The following is a 24,042-nucleotide window of genomic DNA, read 5'->3' on the forward strand; positions in this document are numbered from 1 at the left end:
CGACCGCTTCCGGACGACTCGTGGCCGGATGTATCGCCGCTGTACCGCAGCTGGACAGATGAGAGGCACCTTCTAACCCATGACCCGTATTGCTCGCGCGATCCGTCGGCCCGTTGCGTGGTGGACGGTCGCGGCCCTGATCCTCGGGACGTTCGTCGGCCTGTCCGCGCTGGGTCGCGGCGCCCCCGCGGTCGCCTTCCAGCAGGCCGGTCACTGGGTCTACAACGCGACGGTCGGCGCGGTCTTCCGGGTCGACGGCGGCGGCAAGAGCGTCGACGCCGAGGTCCGCGGCGTCCAGACCGAGGCCGGCAGCCAGGTCGTCCAGGGCAGCACCAACGGGTACGTCGTCCGCGCGGACGGCGTGATCGTGTTCGGCAAGTCCGACCTGACTGTGAAGAGCACGGTCCGGATCGGGATCTCGGAGGAACCGATCGGTATCGAGGCGCAGGGCGGCCCGTACCTGGTCTACCGGCAGCACGGTCAGATCGTCCGGCTCGGTGACCAGCAGCAGACGATCACCGTGGGCAGTGTGGTGACCAGCGCGATCGCTACCGCCGATGGTGCGCTGTGGCTGCGCAACGCCGAGCAGTTCTGCCAGCTGGCGCCGGGCTCGACCACGCTGGCGTGTCAGCTGCCTTCACAGGCCGGCGATGCCGGTGCGCTGCTGAGCGTGGCCGGCAAGCCTGCGTTCGCCAACCTGTCCAAGCGGACCCTGACCCCGCTGACCGGTGAAACGGCCGGCCGTGCGGTGCCGATGGACGTCACCGGGTCGTTGCCGACCACCTCCGTCGTAGCTCAGTCGGACGTCAACGGACGCATCCCGATCCTCGCTGGTCAGCGGCTGCTACTGGTCGACGCTGCTGGTGCCAAGAAGGCCGAGAGCATCAACCTGCCCCCGGGGCGGTACGACGCTGTTGCTGCGACCGGTGCTGCTGTCGCGGTACTGGACACCGACAAGCGGGTCGTTCGGACGTTCGCACCTGACGGCAAGCCGCTGCACACCCATGAGCTCAGCAAGAAGAAGGGCGACCACAAGGGCGGGCCGCGGGTGACCGCCGGGCAGGACGGCCGGATCTACATCGACGACGAGACCGGTGAGGTCGTGACCGTGGTCGACGGCGACGGGACCGTGAGCGAGGTGGACGTCGACGGCGGCAACAAGCCGGTGTCGCCCTCGGCCACCCAGAAGCCGACCCCGAGCCCGAGCACTCCGACCCCCAGCAGTACGCCGACGTCGACGCCGACCTCCACACCGCCGTCCACGCCGCCGACCCGTAAGCCGATCCTGCCGCCGATCCAGGTGACTGTCGGCCCGGAGAAGCCTCGCCGTACCGAGACCGTGGAGCCCACGGAGCGCAAGCCCGGGAAGACCGAGACGACCAGGCCGACCACGCCGCCGCCGATCAAGCCGACGGCGAAACCGACCAGCAAACCGACGTCGAAGCCGACCTCACCGCCGCCGGCCAGGCCGGGTGCGCCCGGATCGGTCGCTGCCAAGCCAGGTGACGGCAAGGCGACCGTCAGTTGGTCGGCGGCGCGAGCGAACGGAGCTGCGATCACCGGCTACAAGGTGAGCTTCCGGACCGCGCCAGGGACCTACGTGGTCGGCCTCCCAGCCTCGGGGTCGATCACCGTCGCCGGCAGCACCCGCAGCCACAGCTTCAGCGAACTGCTGAGCTTCGGCGAATACATCTTCACGGTGTCCGCGACCAACCGTGTCGGGACCGGACCGGCCGTGGACTCGAAGGTGACTCAGATGAGCGGCGGGAAAGCCGAGCCGCCGAGCGCGCCGACCAAGGTCGGTGTAGCTACCAAGGCAGACGGCTCTGTCACCGTGTCCTGGACCGCACCGAGCACCTCCGACTACACGATTTCCGGATACACAGTGCTCGGATCGGACGGGTCGAAGACACAGGCGCAGACGTACCAGAGCTCAATTTCGCTGAAGCCGGCGTTGGGCAAAGGCGTGAGCTACAGGGTGACGGCCACGAACAGTGCGGGCACCTCACCGCGCTCTGCGGCGACGCGCACCGTCTACCCGTACTCACCGGCCGCAGCGCCGAAGGTGACCGCCACTCCGGGCACGGGCTCGGTGTCGCTCAAGTGGACCGCACCGAACCTCAACGGCGGCCAACTGGTGCACTACGTCGTCTCTGCTACCGGTCAGCAGGACCGGACGGTGACAACGACCAGCACTCGCTACACCGGTCTCTCCGCTCTTCAGCTGACCTTCACGGTCAAGGCGATCACACGGGAGCGCAACAACAGCAGCAGCCCGACCGCTACCGGTGCAGCCGGCTCCACCACGGCTGCTCCGGCATCCGCGGCGCCGGCCCTGCCACCGGCGAGTGCGTCGGCCGCACGAGTACGACGTACCTCGCGTCGACGGAAGGATGCGCAGTGGTGATGCGGGAGGCGGGGCACGGTATGGAGCCGCAGCAGGCGTACGAGCTGATTTCCGCGAACATCCAGCGGGTGATCCGCGGCAAGCCGCAGGTGGTCCGGCTGGCGATCGCGACGCTGTTCGCCGGCGGGCACCTGCTGATCGAGGACCTGCCCGGGCTGGGGAAGACCAGTCTGGCTCGCAGTCTCGCGCGCAGCATCGGCGGCCGCTGGAGCCGCATCCAGTTCACCCCGGACCTGCTGCCCGGCGACATCACCGGCGTCGTCGTGTACGACCAGGGCAAGGGCAAGTTCGTGTTCCACCCCGGTGGCGTCTTCGCGAACGTCGTACTCGCCGACGAGGTCAACCGCGGTACGCCGAAGACGCAGTCCGCCCTGCTCGAGGTCATGGCCGAGCGGCAGGTCACTGTCGACGCCGACACCCGTCGCGTACCGGACCCATTCATGGTGCTGGCCACGCAGAACCCGATCGAGATGGAAGGCACGTACCAGCTGCCGGAGGCGCAGCTGGACCGCTTCCTGCTGCGGATCGAGATCGGTTACCCGGACCTGGACGCCGAGGTCGAGGTGGTCGCGCTGGACGGCGCGGGACCGACACCGGACGACCTGGAGCCGGTGATCGACCCGGACACGCTCCGCGGCGTCATCGCGGCCGTCAGGTCGGTGTACGTCGACGAGGCGGTGATGGCCTACGCAGTACGTCTCGCCGCGGCGACCCGGCTCCACAGTGCGGTCCGGTACGGCGCCAGCCCGCGCGGCAGCATCGCCCTCATCCGCGCGGCCCGTGCGATCGCCGCGACCGACGGGCGGTCGTTCGTGACACCGGACGACGTGAAGAGCATCGCGCATCCCGTACTGGCGCACCGCTTGGTGCTGACCGCGGACGCCGCACTGGCCCGTCGTACGCCGGAGAGCGTTGTGGACGACGTACTCGAAGACACCCCAGCACCTGGCAATCCGGTACGGCGCGACCTCAAGCGGGCTCTTGGCGTCGTGTCATGAGGACCAGGCTCACGACGCGAGCCTGGGGAGTGATGGTCGGCTCGATCGCCTTGCTGGTGGCGGGTCAGCTGCTCGGCTACCCCGTGCTGCGAGTGCTGGCCGGAGCAGGTCTTGCTGCGTTGCTCATCAGCGTGTTGACCGTCGTACGTCGTCCGAAGGTGACTGTGGAGCGCGTGCTGTACCCGGACCGCGTCGAGTGCGGTCAGCCTGCGTTGGCGCGGCTGATGGTGCGCAACGAGTCCACGCGGCGACAGCCGGCGTTCGTTGCCGCGGACACCGCTGGTGCGCACCAGTCCGAGGTTGCGGTCACAGCACTGGCGCCCAACGGCGTTGCGACGTACCACTACGAGCTGCCGACCGCTCGTCGTGGACCACTGCCCGTCGGGCCGTTGCTGCTGCGCCGCTCGGACCCGTTCGGCCTCGTGTCCTGTCAGGTCTCGATCGGTAGCACAGCAACGCTTCTCGTCCACCCGAAGCGGTACGCCGCTCGTACGGCGACTGGTATCCGGCAGCGGCATCACTTCGTCGGGCCGGTGTCTGCTGGTCCGCTGCGCGGTTCGATCGACCTGCGTCGGCTGCGCGAGTACGTGCCCGGTGACGAGGTCCGTCACGTGCACTGGAAGGCGTCCGCGCGGGCAGGTCGGCTGATGGTCCGTGAGTACGTCGACCCGGACCAGCCGCGACTGCAGGTGTTGCTGGACACGCGTACGACAGCACTGACCGCGGACCAGTTCGACACTGCTGTTTCGGTCGCGGCGTCGATCCTGGTGGTTGCTGCACAGTCCGGTCAGCGGCTGCGGCTCACCACGCCCTGCGGCACGGACCACGACGTACAGTCCGTCAGCGATCTGCTCGACGAGCTCGCCAGGGTCGAGCAGGCGACGACCAACACCAACCTGCTCGAGTCATTGCCGGTTGCACGTGACGGCGGCGCACTGGTCGTGCTGACCGGGGACACCGCGGGTTTGGCCGAGGTTCCGAACCTCAGGTCGAGGTACCGCCCGGTGGTGTGCATCGACCTGACCCACAACGAGCCGGCGCTGCATACCGGCGCAGGAGTCCACGTCATCCACGCAGACGCAGCCCAGAACGCCGTCGACGCCTGGAACGCCGTACCCGCATGACACGACGGCTACCGATCGTTGGAGTGCTTGCTGCCGGTGTGGTGGCGGGGCTGCTGTTTGCGCCGCTGTTCGGTACGTCGGCTGTGCTCTGGCCGATGCTGGCGGTCGCCGTAGTTGCTTACCTGGTTGAGGAAGCGATCCTGCATCGACCACAGGTTGCTCGCTGGCGGGTGCCGCTGACACTGGTCGGTGGAGTCGTCGCACTGCTGGCTGTCATACCTGGTGCTGCTCGGAGGCCGGTGTCTCTGTGGGATGCGGTGACGTCCGGTTGGCGCCGTACGCTCGAGTCGACGTGGCCGGCCGCTCCGTCGCCGGATCTGGTCGCGTTTGTGCCGGTGCTGGTTCTGCTCGCCTGTCTGGTGGGTGCGCGCGTTTTGCAGCGGTCTCGACTGTTGGCGTTGCTGCCTGCGGTTGTGGTGGCCGGTCTGTCGCAGGCGTACGTCACTGTGACCGGACTGGACGCAGTACTCGTTGGTCTGGCGCTCGCTGGCTGTTTCGCGTTGGTGCTGGTGCAGTGGCCGAGTGAGCGCGCTGCCTGGGTACGTCTGATGGCTGCACTCGCTGCGATGGCGGTTGGTGCCAGCACTCTCGGACTGACGTTGCCGGCGTCCACTGCGATGCATCTGGCCAAGCCGAGTCCGCCTGACTCGCCCACTGTGCTCAGCAACCCGCTGACCGAGATCGCCGCGCGCCTGCACTCGCCGGACACCGTGGTGTTCACCGCCCGAGCTGATGGTCCAGTCGACCGCTGGCCGGTGATTGCCCTGGACAACTTCGATGGTGTCGCTTGGACGGCTGCACCGAAGTTCCAGCGCCTCGGACGCGAACTGCCACTCGACTCGCACGTGACGGTGCCGGTACGACGGCAGTCGGCGGACGTAGCGCTGGCGGACTGGTCGTTGCCGTGGCTGCCCAGCCAGACGCGGACGCTGTCGGTGGTGGATGACGTGCCGCTGCTGGTCGACCCGGCGTCCGGTGCGTTGCTCGCCGAGCAGAAGCGACCGTCGCAGTACCGGGTCAACTGGGCCGAGCCGACGATCGACTCGGATCGGCTGGCGTCGTCCGGTGTTGACTCGGACCTGGGCAGCAACGCGGATCTCGGTGAGGTGCCAGTGGGCATCGACGAGTTGGCGCGCAGCATCGCCGGCGACGTGCGGCCGTCGTTCCAGCTGGCACTTGTCCTGGAGAAGTACCTGCGGACGAACTACAAGCTGGCCACCGGTGAGAACCTCCCGACCGGCCACGGGTACCCGCAGCTCAACCACTTCCTGCTGCGCAGCAAGCGCGGTACGTCGGAGCAGTTCGCGGCGGCGTACGTCGTGATGGCGCGCCTGCTCGGGCTGCCGGCACGGCTCGTCGTCGGGTTCAAGCAGCCGGGCACACCGAGCCCGGACGGGACGTACGTGATCCGCAACCGCGACGTACTCGCGTGGCCCGAGGTCGCGGTGACAGGTGTGGGCTGGGTGCCGCTCGACCCGACCGGGACCACCACGTCCAAGGCGGGTGGTGGGCTGGCAGGCGCTGCGGAGACCGTGCGGAAGCAGTTGCCGCCCAAGAAGGAGATCGAGCGCGAGCACCAGTCCGAGCCGACGCTGCCGTTCCCGGAGGACCCGCAGAGGGCGCCTCACTGGCCGGGCTGGTTCGCGCTGGCCGTGGTCGTGGCTGCGCTCGCGGGCCTGGTCCTGCTGTGGATCATCGGTGTGCCGCTGGCCAAGGCGGTACGTCGTCGGCGGCGCAGGCGGCACGGGACGCTTGGCGCGTGGGCCGAGGCACGTGACCTGCTGCGGGATCACGGCATACGGGTGACGCCGGCTGCTACGGCACGGGACCTCGCACGTGACTCGGAAGGAGCGGTGTCGCAGGCGATGACGTTGCTGGCCGGGTGTCTGGACCGGGCGCTGTGGTCGGGGCAGGACTCCGATCCGGACCGGGAGTTCGCGTGGTCCGCCGTACGCAAGGCTCAGCGCGGGTTGGCCGAGGGGCGGTTGTCGGAGCGGATCCGTACGACGTTCAGCGTGCGCAGCCTGATCGGGTGATCAGCGCTCGCACTGGGCGTCGCGGATCGGTCGCGGGTCGGTCTCCATCTTGTTGATGCCGTCGGTGGCTTGGACGGCGAAGCAGTACTGGATTCCGGGGACGACCGCGACGCGGTACTTGGTGTGTTTATAGACGAGCTTGACTTCTGCGGGTTGACCGACCTGGGCGGTGACGACCGCGTAGTTCACGTCGGACGGGCCGCTCCAGCTGAGTTCTACGTAGGTGCTGTGGTCTGCTGGTGGGTTCAGCTTGACTGCGAGCGCTGGTGTGGAGGCTGTGGTGGGGCTCGGGGCGCTGAGCGGGGGCGTGTCGGTTTGCCCTTTACGGTTGACCAGGGCGAACGTCGTGATGACGGCGGCCGCGACAACAACACTCGCCCCCACAAGTAGCCAGTTGCGTCGCTTACCTCCGCTGGTAGCTGGTGGTCCAGCAGCGGGTGGTGGTGGGACGGCTGGGGCGGGCTGTTGCTGCGGAGCGGACGTCTGTGTTGGAGCGGGTGCGGGCTGTGGGGCGGGGGCGGTGGGTTGTTGCTGGGGAGCGGGATTGGGTGTGGGCCATGAGCGGAGAGTGGTTCGGGACATGACTGCGGGCCGCGGCAGGGGTGGTGTGGCGGGGGCGGCCTGTTTGGTCGGTTTGGCGGTGACGGGGCGTACGGGCGGGATCGGCGAGGTCGTCGGGGTTGCCAACGCTGCGAGAGCTGCGGCGACGACCTCCGCGGACACGGGTCGCTTCGCCGGGTCCTTCTCCAGCAGCAGCGCGATCACCTCCGCGAACTTGTCCGGCAGTACTTCGAGACGCGCCGGCGGCTCGTTCAGTACGCGCAGGATGTGTTCGCCGGCCGTCTCACCCATCCGTGCAGCCAGCGGCGGCTTCCCGCTGATCGCAGCGTGCAGCACTGCACCCAGCGCGTACAGATCGGACGACGCAGTGAGCGTGCCGTCCCGCAACGTCTCCGGGGCGACGTACAGCTGACTCGGTGAGTTCAACGCGGCGTGCCCAGTGTGCTGTCCCAGCCCGAGAGTGAGCGCAGACAGCTGCGGACGCCCGTCCGGTAGCAGAACCACCGCACCAGGCGTGAGACCACCGTGAATCAGCCCAGCACCGTGCAGAGCAGCCAGACCGTCCGCGAGCTGACGACCGAGCACAGCCAGATCAGCAGGTGAGCGCAGCTGGCTACGCACCTGCTCCGCCAGAGTTCCCGCGTCAGCAATGCTGATCAGATACGGGGATCCGTCAGTGACACCGGACTCCAGCACCGGCGCGACGTGCGGATGGTCGACTCCCTGCAGCGCCTTCGCCTGCTTGTTGAACGCCGCCGCAGTGCTCGCATCGACGCGGACCGGGTAAACCAGCGCACTGGCCGCAGTCCCTTGCCGCAGGCACCGATACACCCTCGGGATCCCAGAACGGACCAGGACCACGCCTGTGCACCCCGGAAGCGCCGGAGCGGAGTCAGGTCCTGCCTTGTCGGTCACCTGACTATCTTCCCGCGTGAACAGGTCGTACGCCGCCAACCTGGCGCCTGCGGCCACACACTGGCCACATGCTGCAAGCGGTCTCGCAGCGCGCCCGGAGCGTGTCAGCGTGAGAAACATGACTCTCTTGATGTTCCCGATCGGCCAGTGCCTCGGAACGCACTTCACCGGCGCTGCGGAGAGTCAGGTCCAACAGGTGCGGCTCGGCAGCGAGATCGTTGAGCTGACCGTCGATGAGTTCGCTGTCTGGGCCCTGGCCCATGGTCTGACCGACGACAGCAGCTCATGGGAGCGCAGCCGCATCGTCGCGCTCCTGGCTGACAGCGAGATCACGAACGGCGCAATACTGATCGACCGCCTGCTGACCAGGAGCCTGCTCGCTGAGGCGGACCTGGACAGTCCAACCGACTTCGCAGCACGTCACAGGCTTCTTCCACTGCATCTCGGTCTCGGGAACACGTCGGAGACCCCCGCGATGTTCAGGTCGGGCACGACCGAGCTGGCGCTCACCGGGATGACCCGGACGCTCTACGACCTCTGGCTGTGGGGACATCTGTCTCCCAATCTGCTGATCGCGTGCAAGGAACATGACGCCGATCCGACCGCTGTACTGGCCGCACTGCATTCGCTGCTCGCTCCGAGCGCAGCGTGCCTGGACCTCGCCGTACAGGAGTTCTGATGACCACTGTCTTTCCGGTCGGCCATGGCGCCGGACCCGCGTCGGAGCACCACGTCATCCGCGTCGGCCGTACGGCGGAACCCCTGAGCGAATCCGAGTTCGACGTCTGGGCTCTGGCGCACCACTGGACGACAGTGACCGAACTGGCCGCCGAGTGCCGCGCAGCCGGCATCGACGACGCAGAACGGCACATCGACGCGTTGCTGAGCCGAGGTGTGCTGACGCAGGCCGACGACGCCACCGAGTTCGCACACCGGTACCGGCTGCTGCCGCTGTTCACCGGGTTCGGCAATCGTCCCGACGACCTGGAGCGGTTCGCGATCGGCGTCCCGGGGTTGGAGCCGCTGGCCGTGGTGAGTGCGCCGACGTACGAGCTGTGGCAGTGGGGCTGGGTGGCGCCGTCGCTGTGGGCGCACTGCGAAGTGCTGGCGACGATTGGCGAGCCGGGCACACCAGGTGCCCAGCTCGACCTAGTACTCGACCGGGTGACCGAGCTGTTGTCGGACTTCGTTGCTGTCCTCGAACCGGTCTCATGACACCGCTGCGGCTACGTCAGCGAGCTGCAGCGTCCGCAGGTCGCTGATGGCGGGCATCCCGTCCAGCCGGCGCAGTCGCTGCGACTGCGCCTTCCGGGCCCGGTCGAACAGCCGCCGCGCGTCGCGGGCGTTGCCGAAGTTCGCTGCCTGTGAGACCGCCGCGAAGTGCTGCTGCAGGATCGGTGCGGCCCTGACGTCCAGGTCGTACTCGTTCGCGGCAACCATCCGCTGCACGATCAGCGTGAGCTCGTCAGGGGAGTAGTTCTCGAAGTCGATGGTCTTCGAGAACCGCGATGCGAGACCGGGGTTGGCGTCCAGGAACTGCTGCATCTCGTGGCTGTACCCCGCAACGATCACCGCCGCCTCGTCGCGGTGGTCCTCCATCAGCTTGACCAGGGCGTCGATCGCCTCCTGACCGAAGCTGTCGTTCTCGGCACCGGCCCGGGACAGCGCGTACGCCTCGTCGATGAACAGCACGCCACCTGTCGCCTCCTGGAACACCACCGAGGTCTTCTCCGCGGTGTGGCCCTGGTACTGGCCGACCAGGTCGCGTCGTGCGACCTCGCTGAACTGTCCCTTCGGCAGTACGCCGAGTGCCGCGAGCAGCTTGCCGTAGATGCGCGCGACTGTGGTCTTGCCGGTCCCGGGTCCGCCGGCGAACACCAGGTGGTGGCTCAGGCTGCCGACCGGCAGTCCGGCCTTCCGCCGCCACTCGTTGACCTGGATCTCGTCGATGAGGCTGCGGACCTCGTCCTTCACTCCGGCGAGTCCGACCATGGCATCCAGCTCAGCCAGCAGTGACTCCACGTCCGCGGCGGCGGGCTCGTCGGTGGTAGCGCGTGGCTCCACCTGTACTGCGGCTGTCACCGAGACGAGCTCCGGCTCGGCCAGGTCGAGTGCTGGTTCGGCTGTGTTCTCCCAGCGGCAGGACACGACCTCGCCGTGGCAGCGGCGGCCGAACACCACAGCCGGTCCGGCGGTGTCGCGGATCAGCGTGTGGCTCAGCATCGCGCTGGAGTCGGAGGCGATCAGCACGCCGGCTTCCGACGTACCTGAGACCTCGCAGCTCTCGATGGTCGGTCGGCCGTACTGGTACGCGTAGATGCCGCGGCGTCCGCAGTCGATGAACTGGCAGTCCCGCAGTACGACGGCTGCGCCGAGGCGGATGATGACGCCGTCCGCGGACACACCGGACACCTTGGTGTGCTCGACCTGCGCGGTGCAGTCCTCGAGCACCAGCCCGTGCTCGCCGCCGTCGACCTTGCAGTGGGACACCGACACCTCGGCCGGCCCGGTGACGAGTACGACCGGGCCGAAGCGGCCGGAGAGCGCGCAGCGGTCGGCACGCAGGGCACCGCCGTTGAGCTCGATTGCTGGGGCGTCGCCGGCCCGGATGGTCAGGTCGCGGAGTACGAGTCGTCCACCCGCTGTCCGCAGTACCGGAGTCTGAGCGGAGGTGGCGTCGATGACCACGTCACCGCTGTCGGCGGTCAGGGTCACGGATCGATCCGAGAGGTCGATGACCTCCCGGTAGACGCCCGGCGCGATCGACACGACCGCGTTGTCGGGTGCGTCGAGGACGGCGGCTCCGATGCTCGGGTAGGCACCTGGACGGTCCGGTGCCACCAGGAGGGTGCGGCTCATCGCGTCCCCACCCAGCCACGCTCGGCCGCCTTCAAACCGGCCTGGAACCGGCTCTGGGCTCCGAGCCGGGCCATCATCTCGGACACCATCCGGCGTACGGTCCGGACCGATACACCCAGCTGCGCGGCAGCAGACGCGTCGGTGCCGCCGTCGCCGAGCAGGGACAGTACTTCGCGTTCGCGGACGGTCAGCCCAGACGCGTCACCCAGTCCGGTCGGCTGACGCAGCGGTGTGGCCGCGTGCCAGATCCGCTCGTACAGCTCGGTCACTGCGCCGACTGCGGACGCCAGCCGGAGGATGCTGACGGCGCCGCGACCGGTCCGGTCGGCGGGCAGGGCCACGGTCGCCGAGTCGACGATCATCGCGCAGAGCGGCACGGTGGTCGCCGTACGGACCTGTGCGCCGTTGCGGGTCAGTTGCTGCAGCCGGCGAGCCAGCATCGGGTCGGTACGCGCGGCGTCCGGGACGAGGATGCGGTAGCGGACCGGAGGGGCCAGTACGCCGGTGCCTAGCTCGCGGAGTCCCGCGATCGGGTCGGCGAGCGCTGCGGTGGCCGGCGTACTCACCAGCACCTCGCCCGCAGCTGACTTGAGCAGACCCTCGATGGTGCGTTGCGCGGCGGCCGGGCTGCCGGCCCAGTCCAGGGCACTGTTGCCGTCACCGAGCGGTGCCGGGTGGCGACGAGCGAACTCGCCTGCGATCTCGGCCGCGGCGACCCGGCTGCGTTCCAGGTCGCGGGTGACGCGGGCCAGGTCGGCCTCGCGTTCGGCGAGCAACGCGGTGAGGCTGAGGCGCGGGTTGAGCGGGCGGACCACGTCGCCCGAGCCGCCCCGGGCGAGCAGGCCGAGGCCGGTCAGGTGCTGGATCACCTCGTGGGTCGCGGCGTCGTCCAGCCCGAGCCGCTCGCCGAGCTCGGCCGGGGTCCAGGACGGTCGCTCGAGGACAACCAGGTAGGTCTGCTCGGCGGTCGCGTCGACGCCCAGATGGGCGAGCCGCCGTCCGGTGGTGCGGATCTGCGGCGCGGACTTCACGGCGCGCGGGTAGCGGGCCGTACGGAGGTACGAAGCGCCTTCGATGGGCTCTGAGTGGTACACGGGACACCTCGCTGGCTTCGGTCGAGTCGGGTGCGACTCGGTGAACACCTGAACCATCGCGGGGCCCCGTCCAGCGGGAATCTCGCCGCTGTCCACGCCCGATACACCCGATACAGCGGCTGTCCAGCGGGCGATGTTTCGCCTGGTACAGCCGCTGTATCAGGGCAGGGCAGCGGCGAAGGCGGACCGGTGCCGGCCGGTCTGAGGTACGGCGGCGGACGCCAGCGGAGCGTCAGCGGGAGCCAGGACCAGCGCATGCTCCAGGTCGCTGGAGGTGCTGACAGCGACCGCACCGGCCTGCTGAAGAGCGAGGTGCGCAGGTACGGCGTACATCCGGAAGCGTCCCGGACCGACGGCCAGTGCGTCCCACTCCTCGGTGAGCTGTTCGGGGGTCAGCGCGGCGAGTACCTCGGTCAGCTCGTTCGGTCCGAGCGGTACGGCCCGGAAGGTGCGACGGCGGAGCCGGCGGGTCAGTCGGCGGACTGTGTTGGTGAGCAGTAGCTCCAGCTCGGTGTCCTGTGGGCGGTCGGCGGACCGGAGTGCGGTCAGCGCAATCCACGCCCGGCCGGGGCGGCGGAGGAGCTTGAGCCGCAGGCCGGCGTGCTCGTCCAGCAGCTCGGCCGGGGTCAGCTCCGGCGGTACGTCGGTCTCCAGCAGCACCGTGATCCCGTCGGGCCGGACGATCGTCCCCGCCCCGTCATCGAGCTCGCCGCGCGCCCCCTCCATCGGGACGAACCGGGTGCCGCGGATCAGGTACGCCACTGCCAAGTAGAGCCACTGGTAGGACCACAGCCCGCGTCGCCAGCTCGCTGTCAGGGCGAAAGCGACCAGCCCGACCAGCCCGGCAATCACGGCAGCCACCAACCCCCGGCCGACGGAGGCGCCGATCAAACCGCACGCCAGCTGCCAGCAAACGACCTGCCCCACCCGCACCCGCGGCACCCGCCGCACCTCGACCGGCGGCGGCGCAGCGACGCCGATGGGCTTCGCCGCAGCAGGTACGGCCACTGGCGCAGCGGGCACCTGGGCACGAACAACAGGAGCAGGTCGCGCCGGCACCGCCCGCGGCGGCGCGACCGTACTCGTAACAGCTGTACTAACAGCCGGCGTGACAGCAGCGGTCACCTGCCGGGCTGAGGCGGCGGTGGTGGTCATCGGAAGAGCTCGTCGTCCAGGACCGGGCCGGCAGCAGTACGGCGACGTACCGGCGGCAGGGTGAACTGCTCCGGCGACTCCGTCGCTGTACGACCCTGGAGGTCGGACTGCACGCCGCTACGGCGCAGGGTGTCCTCCGACGTGCGCTTCCGGTTGCCGGAACGGGGCTCGTTCGACCCGCCGCCACCGCCCGCGCCGGACATCGGCGGTGCGATCGTCGGCATCGCCTTCGCAGCTGATGCCGCAGCACGTGCCGTCCCACCGGCCAGCCCAGGCTCGGTCCCAGCAGCGATGCGCGCACCCGCCGACCCCACGCCGCCTGGTGCGGACACCGTCGGGCGCACAGAGTTGGTCAAGGCGCCGAGCGACCCAGCCAGCACCGCAGCCGGCATCCCGCTCGGCATCCCGGCCGAGGTGGTCGCAGACACTCCGACTGTGGCCGGCAGCGTCGTCGGCGGCGTCACTGTCCCACCGGCCAGCGTCGGCAGGTCCGGGTGGACGAGCGTCCCGAGGAGGTCGTTGGACAGCGGCAGCTTGCTCGTCCCAGCGTTCCCGAGGCCGGTGCTCGACTGGACCAGCCCGGTGACCGTCTGCACCAGGGTGGCGCCCTTGCTCATCGCACTGAACAGCTTGTCCGTCGCATCGAGCACATCGGTCACCGGAATCGAGGGAGCGGGCGACGCCGGCGTCGGCGCTCCGTTGCCGCCCGGCCCCTGCCACCCCTGAGCCGGCGGCGGTACCGCAGTCGGGGCCTGCATGACGACACCGACCGCCTCCATCATCCCGGCACCCACCTGCTGCAGGCCGACCGCGACCTGCGCGGCGAAGGGCCCGATGATGGGCACCGCGCTCAGCGACACTGCCGTGTCGTACCCGCTCTGCAGAGCCGGCATCGCCGCCTGCGCCGCGTTCAGCGCCGTACCGCCCAGCCGGAGCGCCGCGGACATCGCACCGGTGTACGCCGCCCACTCACCGAGCGATGCGAGGCTGCCGATCACCTGCCCGTTGAACGCCAGCTGCGACACCGAGCCGATGCTGAGCGGCCACGTGGCGATGGTGGCGTTCGCCGCACCGAGGTCGCCGTGGGTGGCGAGCAGTTGCTGGCAGGCCGAGCCCCACATGTCGGCGCCCGCGTGCCACGGCTCGGCGCGCTGCCCGTACAGCATCGCCGCCATCGCGTTCAGTTCCATCCCGAAGTACGCACCCATGGTCGTCCCCTTCAGTGCGGCAGTTCGTCGGCCAGGGCGCGGTGCACGGTCGCGTTCGCCTGGTCGGTGGACTCGAAGCGGGTCGCGATCGACAGGGCCGCTTGGATCAGCGTCGCGATGCCGTCGGTCGCCTGCAGCGTGACCGTGCCGGTGTTCTCCACGCAGAACCGGACGTGCGCCTCCACGGTCGCGCTCTCCGGCATCGGACCGGCCAGCGGGGGTGTCGCCTGGACCGTGCCGGAGACCGGAGTGACGGTCGCCAGCGGTGCGAGCGTGGCGAACTGCCGCAGCTCGTCAGGCACCACGGTCAGTGTGCCGATGTCCATACTTCCTCCTGAGGTTGAGGGGATTGCTTAAGGGCCGACCGGGTAGGTCGCGGTGGACGGGTCGAGCGCATGACCCGCAGGGAGCCGACTGACCAGTTCGGCCGGCAGCCGCACCACAGGTGCCTGGGCATAGCCGAGAACACCCAGTACGTCGCGATTCGCCAGCTGGTACCGCCGCCCTAGATCACTCACGAACGACAACGCCCCGGACCCGGCCGGCTGTGCGGGCGCTGCCATCGACTCGACAACGGCCCCGTGACCCGGCGGTACGACGACCACGTCAGCCAACGCCAGTCCGCCCTGACCACGTCCCGCCGTCACACCAGCGTCCCCGGCTGACGGCAGCTCGTCAGCAAGCGTGAACCGTGGCCGGAACTCACCATTGGAGAACACAGCACACACAGACACCTCGGACGACTCCGGTCGCGCAAAGGTCGGCCTAGTCGGCGGTAGCGCGGAGTCGGAGGTCGCCGTACCCACACCACCGGACACCTGGGCCACCACAGCCGGATCCAGCCGAACCGCCTCCGGCACAGCTCCCGGGTAGGCCTTGCGAGTAGCAGGAGCCGTGCGCTGTACGTCGTACTGCAGCGAACTGATCGCCACCAAACGGTCCCGCTGCAACAGGTAGTACTGCCCCTGCCCGGTCGAGGTCTGTACGACGTACAACGTGCCGACTCGACCTGGTCGGAGCAGCGCGGACGGTGTGCCCGCACCGGGCACGGAGATCGGGCCGAGCGGGGGACCCGACGGGATGAGGTCCAGCCAGACAGAGGGCACCTGCAGCCACGCCTCGTCGTTCAGCGCGAGCGCTGCTGCCACTGTCGCCTGCTGCTGGATCAGGTGCCGGTAACCGCGCCAGATCAGATACCTGCGCCCGTCAGGTCCAACAGCCAGCAAGGACTCCGCTGCCGCACCGGACTGCTCGGTCCCCACGAGAAGAACCGACTGCACGGCAGGACTGCCCGACGAATCGACCATCGGCTTCGCACACATCGACCACCCGCTCCCTAGCAGCCGTCCCTTGGCAGGCAAGGAGTCTGGTGCGTCCGGGATCCCCACCCGCTGACCACGCGGTACACCGAGCAACGACTTCGCCGACACCATCAACGGGGCGCTGTACTTGTTCGCGAGCAGCAACGCCGACACGTAGTTCGCGGCCGGATAGAGCACTCCGTCGCGGTACACGTACCGCGTGCCGGTCTCCTTCTCCACGATGACGCGGTCACCGGACTTCCACGACGTCTTCCCACCCGGCGACAGCTGCCCGTACACACCGCACCCGACCAGCACGAGGACAGCGAGCCCCATACCGACCAGCATCGCCACGACACCGCGACGGAACGGCGGGTACTCCGGATCGGTCTCGCGCAACACCAACGCATGTGTCATCCGCTGCTTGACGAACTGGTGCGACTGCAGCTGATCCCGCTTCGAGGCCATCGGTCACCCACCCAGCCCACGCACGTACCCGTACAGCCCAAGGACCCACAGCAGGATCGGCACGACCAGCAACACCAGTACGACCTCGGCCAGTTCGGCGTACCGGGCCAGGTACGCGCCTGGCTTGTTCCGCGCGTACCAGAGTCCGAGGAACGCAGCCACCGCGGCGAACACCAGCAAGCCGTACGGCGACTGCACGAGCAGACAGCCGAGTCCAGCAAGGCCTGCGACGATCAGACTCAGCCGATGCGCCACGACTGGCAGCAGCCGTGATCGCAGCAAACAGATGCCGACGATCAGCACCACCAGCACGCGTCCAGGCGTCGACGTCGACCGCGCTAGTACGTACAAGCAACTGGCGAGTCCAGCAGCGAGTCCAGCGAGGATGCCCGTATAGAGAGCGGCAGAACGCAGCACTGCGGCGTGCAGCAGGCGGCGAGGCGGCTGGGGCGCGTCAGCCAACAGGTCCGCGGTAGTGCTAGGTAGAACAGGTTTCGGCAGCCGCCCGATCCGCATGGCCAGTGGTGCTGCCACTGGTATCAATGCGACCGCAACGGCGCCGACAACAGCAGCTGACCGCGTACCGTCCAGCGCACCGCCCAGCCACCCAGCCACGAGTGCGAGCGCTCCTCCGGTCACTGCAGCGACGAACACCGCAGTATGGCGAGCGATCCCGACGTACCCGAGCAACCCGAACAGGAGCAGCGCCGCACCACCCGCGGTCAACTGTGGTGCGCCGAACTCCGGCAACTGGATCGTCAGCACCCCGCCCGCGAGCGCGAACACCAGCGAAACCGCACCGATCATCGCAGCGCCTGCCGCGTCGCCGACAGCGCGTGAAAGTACGACGCCGATCGCCATCAACCCGCCGGCGACCGCGAGGGCGAAGTACGCGGTGGGCTGCTGCACAAGGGCGGTCAGCAGTGCAGCCGTTCCGGCGAGGAGACCGCACCAGCGACTTGCACCGGGCGTCCACGCACGACCGCCGGACCGTGCATCGGTGGCGATCGCGTCCACCAAGTCGTCGTACTCCAGCTCCGGCCAGTGCTGGTGTGCCGGTGCGAGATGGAGGATCTCGCCGTCCCGGACACCCTGCCCGGCTAGGTCCCGATGGGTCTCCAAGGCCTCGCCGTCGGGACGGCGCAGTACCCAACCGCCTTGTAGCGCGCCGAAATCGGCGAGGTCGTCGCCGGCGTGCCGCAGGATGCCGGGCAGCACCTCGGCCACCGTCGACCGCTCCGGCAGTGCCAGGTCGATGCGGCGTTCGGGTGCGTCGATGGTGACCTTGACCAGTCCACGAATGCTCACGTCAGCCACCGTGGCACGCACAGCACTACAGGGCCCTGTGCTTGCAGCTTGTGGACAGTCAGCAAGTGGCCGCCGACCCCTGTGGTGCGGTCGCGGCACCTAGCGTCCTGGAACATGTCGACAGTCATCGTCAGCAGACCGCCGCGTCGCGAGGGTCCCGCGTTGCCGACCGGCGACGTCACGCTGGAGCCGCCGCCTGCACTGCCGCAGCCTGCGAGCAAGCAGCTGTCGCAGTACGTGATGATGGTGCCGATGCTCGCGGGCGGCGCCGCGATGGCGTTGATGTACTCGACCCTCGGCGGCGGTGGCCGGATGAGCTACATCGTCGGCGGACTGTTCGGTCTGTCGGCCATGGGGATGGCAGCGGTCGCGTTCGCCGGCCAAGGCGCACCACGCCGCGAGATGGCCCGGGCACGGCGCGGGTACCTCAGACACCTGTCCCAGCAGCGTATCCGGGCCAGGCGCGCCGTCGTACAGCAACGGAAAGCACTGTCGTACCTGCATCCGGATCCGACGCAGCTGTGGACGTTGGTGGAGAGCTACCGCCTCTGGGAGCGTCGCCGAAACGACACCGACTTCGCGATCGTCCGTGTCGGTACCGGAGCGCAACCGCTGGCCACGACGGTCGCCCCACCGGACACTGTTCCGCTGGAGGAACTGGAGCCGCTGTCCGCCGGTGCACTGCGCCGCTTCATCACGACGTACTCGTCTGTTCCTGGACTGCCCGTCGCAATGGCACTACGTGGTTTTGCGAGGGTGTACGTCGACGGCGACCCGGACCGCGCCCGTAGCCTGGCACGCGCCCTCGTAGCGCAACTCGCGACGTTCCACTCGCCCGACGACCTACTGATCACGGCTGTCATCGGGCCGGAGACCAGAGCGGACTGGGAGTGGCTGAAGTGGCTGCCGCACGCACATCACCCGGAGAAGTCCGACGCGCTCGGTCCGATCCGCTTGATCAGCAAGAGTGTCCCGGACCTCGAGTCGGTACTGGGCGACCTGCTTGCGCAGCGGCCGCGGTTCGACCCGGCGGCCACCAGTCGCGTGGACGACCCGCACATCGTCGTACTGATCGACGGCGGTGACGTGGTCGGCTCTGACCACCTGATGACCGGCAACGGTGTGGAGGGCGTCAGCGTCATCGACCTGACCACACAGCCGCCGAGACTGCTCGACCGCTCCACTGTGCTGCTGGACGTGGCCGACGACGGTGCACTGACCAGCGTCACCATGGACGGCGAGTCCGAGGTCGGCATCGCCGACAGCTTCACGATCCCCGACGCGGACGCCTTGGCCCGCTTGGTCGCACCACTGCGCCTTTCTGCCGCAGGTGACGGCGACGAGAGCTTCGCCTCGGTGTTCGGCCTTACGGACCTGCTCGGCCTGGGGGATCCGTACACCTTCGACCCAGCACGGCACTGGGGTCCCAGGCCGAACCGAGACCGGCTGCGGGTCCGATTCGGTGTCACTGCCGACGGTACGCCGGTCGAGCTCGACCTGAAGGAGTCCGCCCAGGACGGTATGGGGCCACACGGTCTACTGATCGGTGCGACCGGCTCCGGCAAGAGCGAGCTGCTCCGGAGCCTGGTGCTCGCATTGGCCGCGACGCACTCGTCCGACAGCCTCAACTTCGCACTGGTGGACTTCAAGGGCGGTGCCACGTTCACCAAGCTGGACAGGCTGCCGCACACCAGTGCGGTGATCACGAACCTCAGCGAAGAGCTGGCACTCGTCGATCGAATGGCGGATGCGATCGGTGGTGAACTGATCCGCCGGCAGGAGCTGCTGCGGCGGGCCGGGAACTACGAGTCCGTCCGCGAGTACGAGCTCGCCAGAGCGGCAGGTGCCGACCTGCCCGAAGTACCGACGCTGCTGGTGATCTGCGACGAGTTCTCCGAGCTTCTGTCGGCGAAGCCGGACTTCATCGACATGTTCAACCAGATCGGTCGGCTCGGCCGTGCTCTCGGCGTACATCTGCTGCTTGCCAGTCAAAAATTGGAGGAGGGTCGACTGCGCGGTCTGGATGCGCACCTGTCGTACCGGATCGGTCTGCGGACGTTCTCCGCGATGGACAGCCGCGTGGTGCTCGGTATCCCTGACGCGTACGAGCTGCCGCGCGCACCCGGGCACGGGTTCCTGCAGATCGGTACCGAGACGCTTGTCCGGTTCCGCTCGGCCTACGTGTCCGGTGTGCATCGCCCCGCGGTCAGTTCGGTTGCGGCTGGCAACGATGTTGCGGACGAGGTGGCGGAGTACACCAGTGCCTATGTGTCCAAGCCGGTAACAGAGGTCGAGGAGGAGTCGGAAGAGGACGGTGTCGGCGAGAAGCTGCTCGACATCCTGGTCGATCGCCTGGAGAACAAGGGCAAACCGGCTCGCCAGATCTGGCTGCCTCCACTGGATGACCCGCCGCCGCTCACCGAGCTACTGCCGGCGTTGATCGTCGACCCCGACCACGGACTCACCGCGGTCGGGCCACGCGGGACGCTGCGCGTGCCGATCGGGCTGATCGACAAGCCACTGGAGCAGCGGCGCGATCCGTTCGTCGTGGACCTCTCGGCCGGCGCCGGCCACGCGGTCGTCGTCGGCGGACCGCGCAGCGGCAAGAGTACGGCGATCCGCGCGCTGGTCTCGGCCTTGGCCCTGACCCACACGCCACGCGAGGTGCAGTTCTACTGCCTCGACTTCGGCGGCGGCTCCCTCGGTGCGCTCCGAGATCTCCCACATGTCGGCGGCGTGGCGCCTCGCCTGGACGTCGGCGCCGTACGCCGGACGATCGCGGAAGTACAGCAGTTGCTGACCGTCCGGGAGCGGTACTTCGCCGAGCACGGCGTGGAAAGCATGGCGTCGTACCGGGAACGCCGCGCGGCCGGTGAGTTCGCCGATGACCCGTGGGGCGACGTCTTCCTGGTCGTCGACGGCTGGGCGGTACTGCGTTCCGACTTCGAGGATCTCGAGGCGACCCTCGGCGAGATCGCCGGTCGTGGCCTCGCGTACGGCGTCCATGTGATCGCGAGCTGTTCGCGCTGGTTCGACCTGCGCGGCACGATCCGCGACCTGTTCGGCACCCGGATCGAGCTGCGGCTGGGTGACCCGTCCGACTCGGTGGTGGACCGCCGGGCCGCGATGAGCGTGCCGGCCGACAAGCCCGGGCGCGGCCTCGCCGACAAGGCGCAGCACTTCGTGGTGGCCACGCCGGACACCGATCTCGGTCCGCAGCTCGCTGCTGCGTGGCCGGTGTCGGGAGCCCCGCGGGTACGACTGCTCCCGGTACAACTGCGGGAGGACGAGTTGACCGCCGTACTGCAGCGGAATCCCGCAAAGGGCCTGCCGATCGGGCTGGCGGAACGCGATCTCGGCCCGGTGTCCATCGACTTCGACGCCGACCCGCACTTCCTGCTCTTCGGCGACACCGAATCCGGGAAGACCGGCTTCCTGCGCCGGCTGGCCCGCTCGATCACCGAGCGGTACGAGCCGACCGAGGCGCGGATCATCCTGGTCGACTACCGCCGCTCGCTCACCGTCGTCGGCGAGCACGTGATGGGCACGTTCACCGAGCCGCGCGGCGTCGAGGCGATGGTCGCCGACCTGCTGCCGGTCCTCGAACGCCGCCAGTCCGGTGAGTGGAGCGGGCCCCAGATCCACATCCTGGTGGACGACTACGACCTGGTCGCCGGTCAGAGCAACCCGCTGGCCGGCCTGACCGACTACCTCGCCCACGGCCGCGACATCGGCCTGCACCTCGTCATCACCCGCCGCAGTGGCGGCGCGGGCCGTGCGATCTACGAACCGGTGATCGCGCGGCTGCGCGACCTCGGCACGCCCGGTCTGCTGATGAGCGGGGACAAGTCCGAGGGCCCACTGCTCGGCACCACCAAGCCCGAATCTCTGCCACCAGGCCGCGGCCGGCTGGTCGGTCGCCGCGGCGACGTCCAACTCGTCCAGCTGGTGGAGTGCCCCGACGAACCGGACGGAGAACGATGAGCGACGACCTGGCCTTTTCCTCCCCTGAGCTCTACCAGTTCAGCACCGACGCGGGCGCCGTCCAGGCCCCCGGCTTCGACGGCGACGACGGCGGCGACCTGCGGGGCGGCGTTCGCGGCAGCGACGTGGCCGCGGACAAGTACGGCAAGGCGGCGGCCGCCGCGGACTTCTACCTCGACCGGGCACGGCGTGGCCTGCAGGCGTTCCAGCAGCTCTCCAGCGACATCGCGCAACGGTTCGACGGCCAGGATCACGTCAACGCCACCGACTTCAAGAACGCCTGGGACCCCGAGCATCAACAGCTCCGCGGCAACCGGAACGCGGACACACCGCCGCCGCTGCCCGCTCGACCCGGTGACTCCGTTCCGACCTTCGAGCAACTGATGCTGGGGAACACACGATGAACTTCATCCTCGAGGCGTCCGGACCGTACGCGGGCCGGCGGGACGTCGACAACATGTGTAACGAGCTGGCCGCCCAACCGTCCGGTAACTGGCGTACGCATGCGCAGCGCTGGACCGATGCCGGTACGGCGTTGCAGACGGCGCGCGGGGACCTCGACGGTGCGCTGAAGAAGGTCACCATCTGGCAGCAGAGCACGGGCTCCGAAGGCTGGACGGCGTTCAAGGACGACGTCACCGCCGGCGTGACCTTCTTGCAGAACTGGCAGATCCTGACGACCGGTGTCGCGCGGCGCCTGAACAGCGCCGCGGACGTACTCGACGGCGCCCGCGGGCCGATGGACCAGCTGTTGCAGTACTGGAACCAGGCGAAGGTCAAGGCCAACTCCAGTGAAGACCCGGTCATCAGGGCCGGGATGCGGGAGATGGAGGACGCCGGGTTCCAGGCGGCGATCCAGATGAACCTCGTGTCCGATGCGCTGACCCGCGCGCTCGACGGCGTACAGGAAGAGTTCGGTAAGAACGACTGGCGCGGGCCCGTGGTGGCCAAGGAAGGTGCGGGCGCGCCGCAGTCGCAGGACCAGGGCGGCGGCACCGGGACCGACCAGGCGAAAGCCGGCGGGGGCGGCGATGCGCAGACCAAGGCAGACGAGAAGGCATCCGACGACAAGAAGCCGGATGACAACAAGCCGGAAGCCAAGGATCCGGTCGAGGAGGCCGGGAAGCTCATCGACGTGGTCGGCAAGGGCATCGACCTGATCGGCAAGGTCCCGGAGAACCTGGACAAGTGGATCACGCTCGCCCAGCACACCAAGGATCTGGTCGACCCGGGCACCACCGCCACGCCCTCGGTCACGACCGACCCGACCAAGTCCTTGATGACCGATCATCCGGCGCTGGCCGGAGGTTCCGGGACCACGACCGCGCCGACCTTCCACCCCGGCGCGTCGCCGCCACCGCTCAACAGCAGCGGCGGCGGCTACGTGCCAATCGGATCGCTCGGCGGTACCGGTGCCCTGGGCAACAGTGGGCTCGGGCACGTGTCAGGTACGTCGGAGCGCACCACGCCGGCGCAGAAGTCCGCGACGGCCGCCGGTACGGCCGGTGCCGAGCCGGCGCTGTCCGGGAAGACCTCGTCCGCAGCATCGACGAGCAGCCAGCAGAGCACGCCGCCCATGTACCCGCCGCAGTCCGGCGGAATGGGGGCCGGAGGCAACGGTGCACGGGATATCAAACCTGGTGGCGGAACCGGACGCCGCCCCGGCTTCAACGTGCCCGCCGAGCAGAGCGAGACCGAACGGCTGCGGCGGCACGGCGTGCAGTCCGACCTGCAGGGCCGTTCGAACGGCGAGTCGCGGGCCGCGTCCGGCGTACCGCCACAGCGGAAACGCAAGGCGGCCAGGTCCGCTGCGCCGGTGGAGCGCGACGTGCTCGACGAAGACCTGTGGCGGATCTGACGGCTGAACCGGCCATCCGATGGCCGCAACCGGTACGCGCCGGGACAACGGCGCGCACCGACCTAGCGTGACACCGACCGGTGATCACGCACCGGCAACCCAGCAGAGGAGGAAACACCATGGCCGGTGTGGAGACCGAACTCGATCGAATGGTGCGGACGGCCACCGAAGCCGCGCGGATCGGCGACGCTCTGAAGGCGGTGATGAGCTCGCTCGACAGTGCGATGGGCAGCCTGACCCCGATGGACGGCGAGATCAAGAACACGTTCTGGCAGGGCCACAACAACCACCTCGACGCGGTGGACAAGCTGTGCACGAAGCTGCACCGGATGTCCGACGGCATCACCACCTCGAAGGTCGCCTACGAGTCGCAGGACGCCAACAGCCAGTCGGCGTTCAGCGGCCTCGGCGCCGCCGGGTCGTCCATCGACACCACCGTTCTGTAGGAGAGGGATCCCTCATGATGCTCAACTACCCGTTCGACAGGATGGCGCAGGGCGCCCTCGACATGGTCACCGCGAACCAGCAGGTGACCGACCTGCAGGGCCAGTTCCAGACCGCGATGCAGGCGCTGCTGGCCGCGTGGAGCAGCCAGCAGGGCTCGCCGGAGCTCCAGGAAGTGCAGCGCCTCTGGGTCCAGGCCAACGAGGAGATCAACCTGGTGCTGCGGCGCCGGGGAGACGCGATGGACGACTCGTGGATCGGCATGAAGCGCGCCGATGCCCACGCCGCCGACGCCGTTCGGAACTGCTGACTCAACCGAAGA

19 protein-coding genes are annotated in these 24,042 nt (G+C 68.9%); 11 read left to right on the forward strand and 8 right to left on the reverse strand.

The window, feature by feature from the left end; translation table 11 throughout:
• Positions 1 to 79: 79 nt before the first annotated feature.
• From OHB24_RS15480 to OHB24_RS15495, 4 genes are read left to right on the forward strand one after another with little or no spacing between them, the layout of a single operon-like run.
• Positions 80 to 2,407 (forward strand): fibronectin type III domain-containing protein, encoded by a 2,328-nt coding sequence (locus OHB24_RS15480; RefSeq protein WP_327639714.1) that lies wholly within the window; start codon positions 80 to 82, stop codon positions 2,405 to 2,407.
• Complete coding sequence (locus tag OHB24_RS15485; RefSeq protein ID WP_327641071.1) at positions 2,407 to 3,405, forward strand: AAA family ATPase; 999 nt, start codon at positions 2,407 to 2,409, stop codon at positions 3,403 to 3,405. The genes OHB24_RS15480 and OHB24_RS15485 overlap by 1 nt, the downstream gene beginning before the upstream one ends.
• Positions 3,402 to 4,529, forward strand: coding sequence for a DUF58 domain-containing protein (locus OHB24_RS15490; RefSeq protein ID WP_327639715.1), 1,128 nt, complete (start codon positions 3,402 to 3,404; stop codon positions 4,527 to 4,529). The genes OHB24_RS15485 and OHB24_RS15490 overlap by 4 nt, the downstream gene beginning before the upstream one ends.
• Positions 4,526 to 6,565 (forward strand): transglutaminase family protein, encoded by a 2,040-nt coding sequence (locus OHB24_RS15495; protein ID WP_327639716.1) that lies wholly within the window; start codon positions 4,526 to 4,528, stop codon positions 6,563 to 6,565. Before OHB24_RS15490 ends, OHB24_RS15495 begins: the two co-directional genes overlap by 4 nt.
• On the opposite strand, the gene OHB24_RS15500 is transcribed toward OHB24_RS15495, so the two are convergent.
• The gene (locus OHB24_RS15500; RefSeq protein WP_327639717.1) at positions 6,566 to 7,957 is read right to left on the reverse strand and encodes a protein kinase domain-containing protein; all 1,392 of its coding nucleotides are present in this window, start codon (positions 7,955 to 7,957) and stop codon (positions 6,566 to 6,568) included.
• Between the two features lie 202 nt (positions 7,958 to 8,159).
• On the opposite strand from OHB24_RS15500, the gene OHB24_RS15505 reads away from it, so the two are divergent.
• Together OHB24_RS15505 and OHB24_RS15510 are read left to right on the forward strand one after the other, a co-directional pair.
• Positions 8,160 to 8,720 (forward strand): hypothetical protein, encoded by a 561-nt coding sequence (locus tag OHB24_RS15505; RefSeq protein WP_327639718.1) that lies wholly within the window; start codon positions 8,160 to 8,162, stop codon positions 8,718 to 8,720.
• Positions 8,720 to 9,256, forward strand: a complete 537-nt coding sequence (locus tag OHB24_RS15510) for a hypothetical protein (protein WP_327639719.1) — start codon at positions 8,720 to 8,722, stop codon at positions 9,254 to 9,256. Before OHB24_RS15505 ends, OHB24_RS15510 begins: the two co-directional genes overlap by 1 nt.
• Here OHB24_RS15510 and OHB24_RS15515 read toward each other — a convergent pair.
• From OHB24_RS15515 to eccD, 7 genes are all read right to left on the reverse strand, one after another.
• On the reverse strand, positions 9,251 to 10,900 hold the full coding sequence (locus OHB24_RS15515; protein WP_327639720.1) for an AAA family ATPase: 1,650 nt from the start codon (positions 10,898 to 10,900) through the stop codon (positions 9,251 to 9,253). The genes OHB24_RS15510 and OHB24_RS15515 overlap by 6 nt on opposite strands.
• Positions 10,897 to 11,994, reverse strand: coding sequence for a helix-turn-helix transcriptional regulator (locus OHB24_RS15520; RefSeq protein ID WP_327639721.1), 1,098 nt, complete (start codon positions 11,992 to 11,994; stop codon positions 10,897 to 10,899). Before OHB24_RS15520 ends, OHB24_RS15515 begins: the two co-directional genes overlap by 4 nt.
• Positions 11,995 to 12,153: 159 nt before the next feature.
• Positions 12,154 to 13,017: a type VII secretion protein EccE gene (locus OHB24_RS15525; protein ID WP_327639722.1), complete on the reverse strand. Its 864-nt coding sequence runs from the start codon at positions 13,015 to 13,017 to the stop codon at positions 12,154 to 12,156.
• Between the two features lie 128 nt (positions 13,018 to 13,145).
• Positions 13,146 to 14,357, reverse strand: a complete 1,212-nt coding sequence (locus tag OHB24_RS15530) for a hypothetical protein (RefSeq protein WP_327639723.1) — start codon at positions 14,355 to 14,357, stop codon at positions 13,146 to 13,148.
• 11 nt (positions 14,358 to 14,368) lie between these two features.
• Positions 14,369 to 14,683, reverse strand: a complete 315-nt coding sequence (locus tag OHB24_RS15535) for a hypothetical protein (protein WP_327639724.1) — start codon at positions 14,681 to 14,683, stop codon at positions 14,369 to 14,371.
• Between the two features lie 27 nt (positions 14,684 to 14,710).
• Positions 14,711 to 16,126 (reverse strand): type VII secretion protein EccB, encoded by a 1,416-nt coding sequence (gene eccB, locus OHB24_RS15540; RefSeq protein ID WP_327639725.1) that lies wholly within the window; start codon positions 16,124 to 16,126, stop codon positions 14,711 to 14,713.
• Between the two features lie 3 nt (positions 16,127 to 16,129).
• Positions 16,130 to 17,434 (reverse strand): type VII secretion integral membrane protein EccD, encoded by a 1,305-nt coding sequence (gene eccD, locus OHB24_RS15545; protein WP_327639726.1) that lies wholly within the window; start codon positions 17,432 to 17,434, stop codon positions 16,130 to 16,132.
• Positions 17,435 to 17,548: 114 nt separating this feature from the next.
• On the opposite strand from eccD, the gene eccCa reads away from it, so the two are divergent.
• From eccCa to OHB24_RS15570, 5 genes are all read left to right on the forward strand, one after another.
• Complete coding sequence (gene eccCa / locus OHB24_RS15550; protein ID WP_327639727.1) at positions 17,549 to 21,418, forward strand: type VII secretion protein EccCa; 3,870 nt, start codon at positions 17,549 to 17,551, stop codon at positions 21,416 to 21,418.
• On the forward strand, positions 21,415 to 21,822 hold the full coding sequence (locus tag OHB24_RS15555) for a hypothetical protein (RefSeq protein ID WP_327639728.1): 408 nt from the start codon (positions 21,415 to 21,417) through the stop codon (positions 21,820 to 21,822). The genes eccCa and OHB24_RS15555 overlap by 4 nt, the downstream gene beginning before the upstream one ends.
• Entirely contained in the window at positions 21,819 to 23,276 is a 1,458-nt protein-coding gene (locus OHB24_RS15560) for a hypothetical protein (protein WP_327639729.1), read from the forward strand. The genes OHB24_RS15555 and OHB24_RS15560 overlap by 4 nt, the downstream gene beginning before the upstream one ends.
• 119 nt (positions 23,277 to 23,395) lie before the next feature.
• Positions 23,396 to 23,722: a WXG100 family type VII secretion target gene (locus OHB24_RS15565; protein WP_327639730.1), complete on the forward strand. Its 327-nt coding sequence runs from the start codon at positions 23,396 to 23,398 to the stop codon at positions 23,720 to 23,722.
• 14 nt (positions 23,723 to 23,736) lie between these two features.
• Positions 23,737 to 24,030, forward strand: coding sequence for a hypothetical protein (locus tag OHB24_RS15570; RefSeq protein ID WP_327639731.1), 294 nt, complete (start codon positions 23,737 to 23,739; stop codon positions 24,028 to 24,030).
• The last annotated feature ends 12 nt before the right edge of the window (positions 24,031 to 24,042 follow it).

The organism is Kribbella sp. NBC_00482 (assembly GCF_036013725.1).
Classification (GTDB): Bacteria; Actinomycetota; Actinomycetes; order Propionibacteriales; family Kribbellaceae; genus Kribbella.

Excerpts from the sequence above, each read along its gene's own strand:
- OHB24_RS15565 (WP_327639730.1), top strand. The coding sequence starts at position 23,396 with ATGGCCGGTGTGGAGACCGAACTCGATCGAATGGTGCGGACGGCCACC.
- OHB24_RS15495 (WP_327639716.1), top strand. The coding sequence starts at position 4,526 with ATGACACGACGGCTACCGATCGTTGGAGTGCTTGCTGCCGGTGTGGTG.
- OHB24_RS15560 (WP_327639729.1), top strand. The coding sequence starts at position 21,819 with ATGAACTTCATCCTCGAGGCGTCCGGACCGTACGCGGGCCGGCGGGAC.
- OHB24_RS15490 (WP_327639715.1), top strand. The coding sequence starts at position 3,402 with ATGAGGACCAGGCTCACGACGCGAGCCTGGGGAGTGATGGTCGGCTCG.
- OHB24_RS15530 (WP_327639723.1), bottom strand. The coding sequence starts at position 14,357 with ATGGGTGCGTACTTCGGGATGGAACTGAACGCGATGGCGGCGATGCTG.
- OHB24_RS15535 (WP_327639724.1), bottom strand. The coding sequence starts at position 14,683 with ATGGACATCGGCACACTGACCGTGGTGCCTGACGAGCTGCGGCAGTTC.
- OHB24_RS15480 (WP_327639714.1), top strand. The coding sequence starts at position 80 with ATGACCCGTATTGCTCGCGCGATCCGTCGGCCCGTTGCGTGGTGGACG.
- OHB24_RS15570 (WP_327639731.1), top strand. The coding sequence starts at position 23,737 with ATGATGCTCAACTACCCGTTCGACAGGATGGCGCAGGGCGCCCTCGAC.
- OHB24_RS15515 (WP_327639720.1), bottom strand. The coding sequence starts at position 10,900 with ATGAGCCGCACCCTCCTGGTGGCACCGGACCGTCCAGGTGCCTACCCG.
- OHB24_RS15505 (WP_327639718.1), top strand. The coding sequence starts at position 8,160 with ATGACTCTCTTGATGTTCCCGATCGGCCAGTGCCTCGGAACGCACTTC.
- OHB24_RS15485 (WP_327641071.1), top strand. The coding sequence starts at position 2,407 with ATGCGGGAGGCGGGGCACGGTATGGAGCCGCAGCAGGCGTACGAGCTG.
- eccB (WP_327639725.1), bottom strand. The coding sequence starts at position 16,126 with ATGGCCTCGAAGCGGGATCAGCTGCAGTCGCACCAGTTCGTCAAGCAG.
- OHB24_RS15555 (WP_327639728.1), top strand. The coding sequence starts at position 21,415 with ATGAGCGACGACCTGGCCTTTTCCTCCCCTGAGCTCTACCAGTTCAGC.
- eccCa (WP_327639727.1), top strand. The coding sequence starts at position 17,549 with ATGTCGACAGTCATCGTCAGCAGACCGCCGCGTCGCGAGGGTCCCGCG.
- OHB24_RS15510 (WP_327639719.1), top strand. The coding sequence starts at position 8,720 with ATGACCACTGTCTTTCCGGTCGGCCATGGCGCCGGACCCGCGTCGGAG.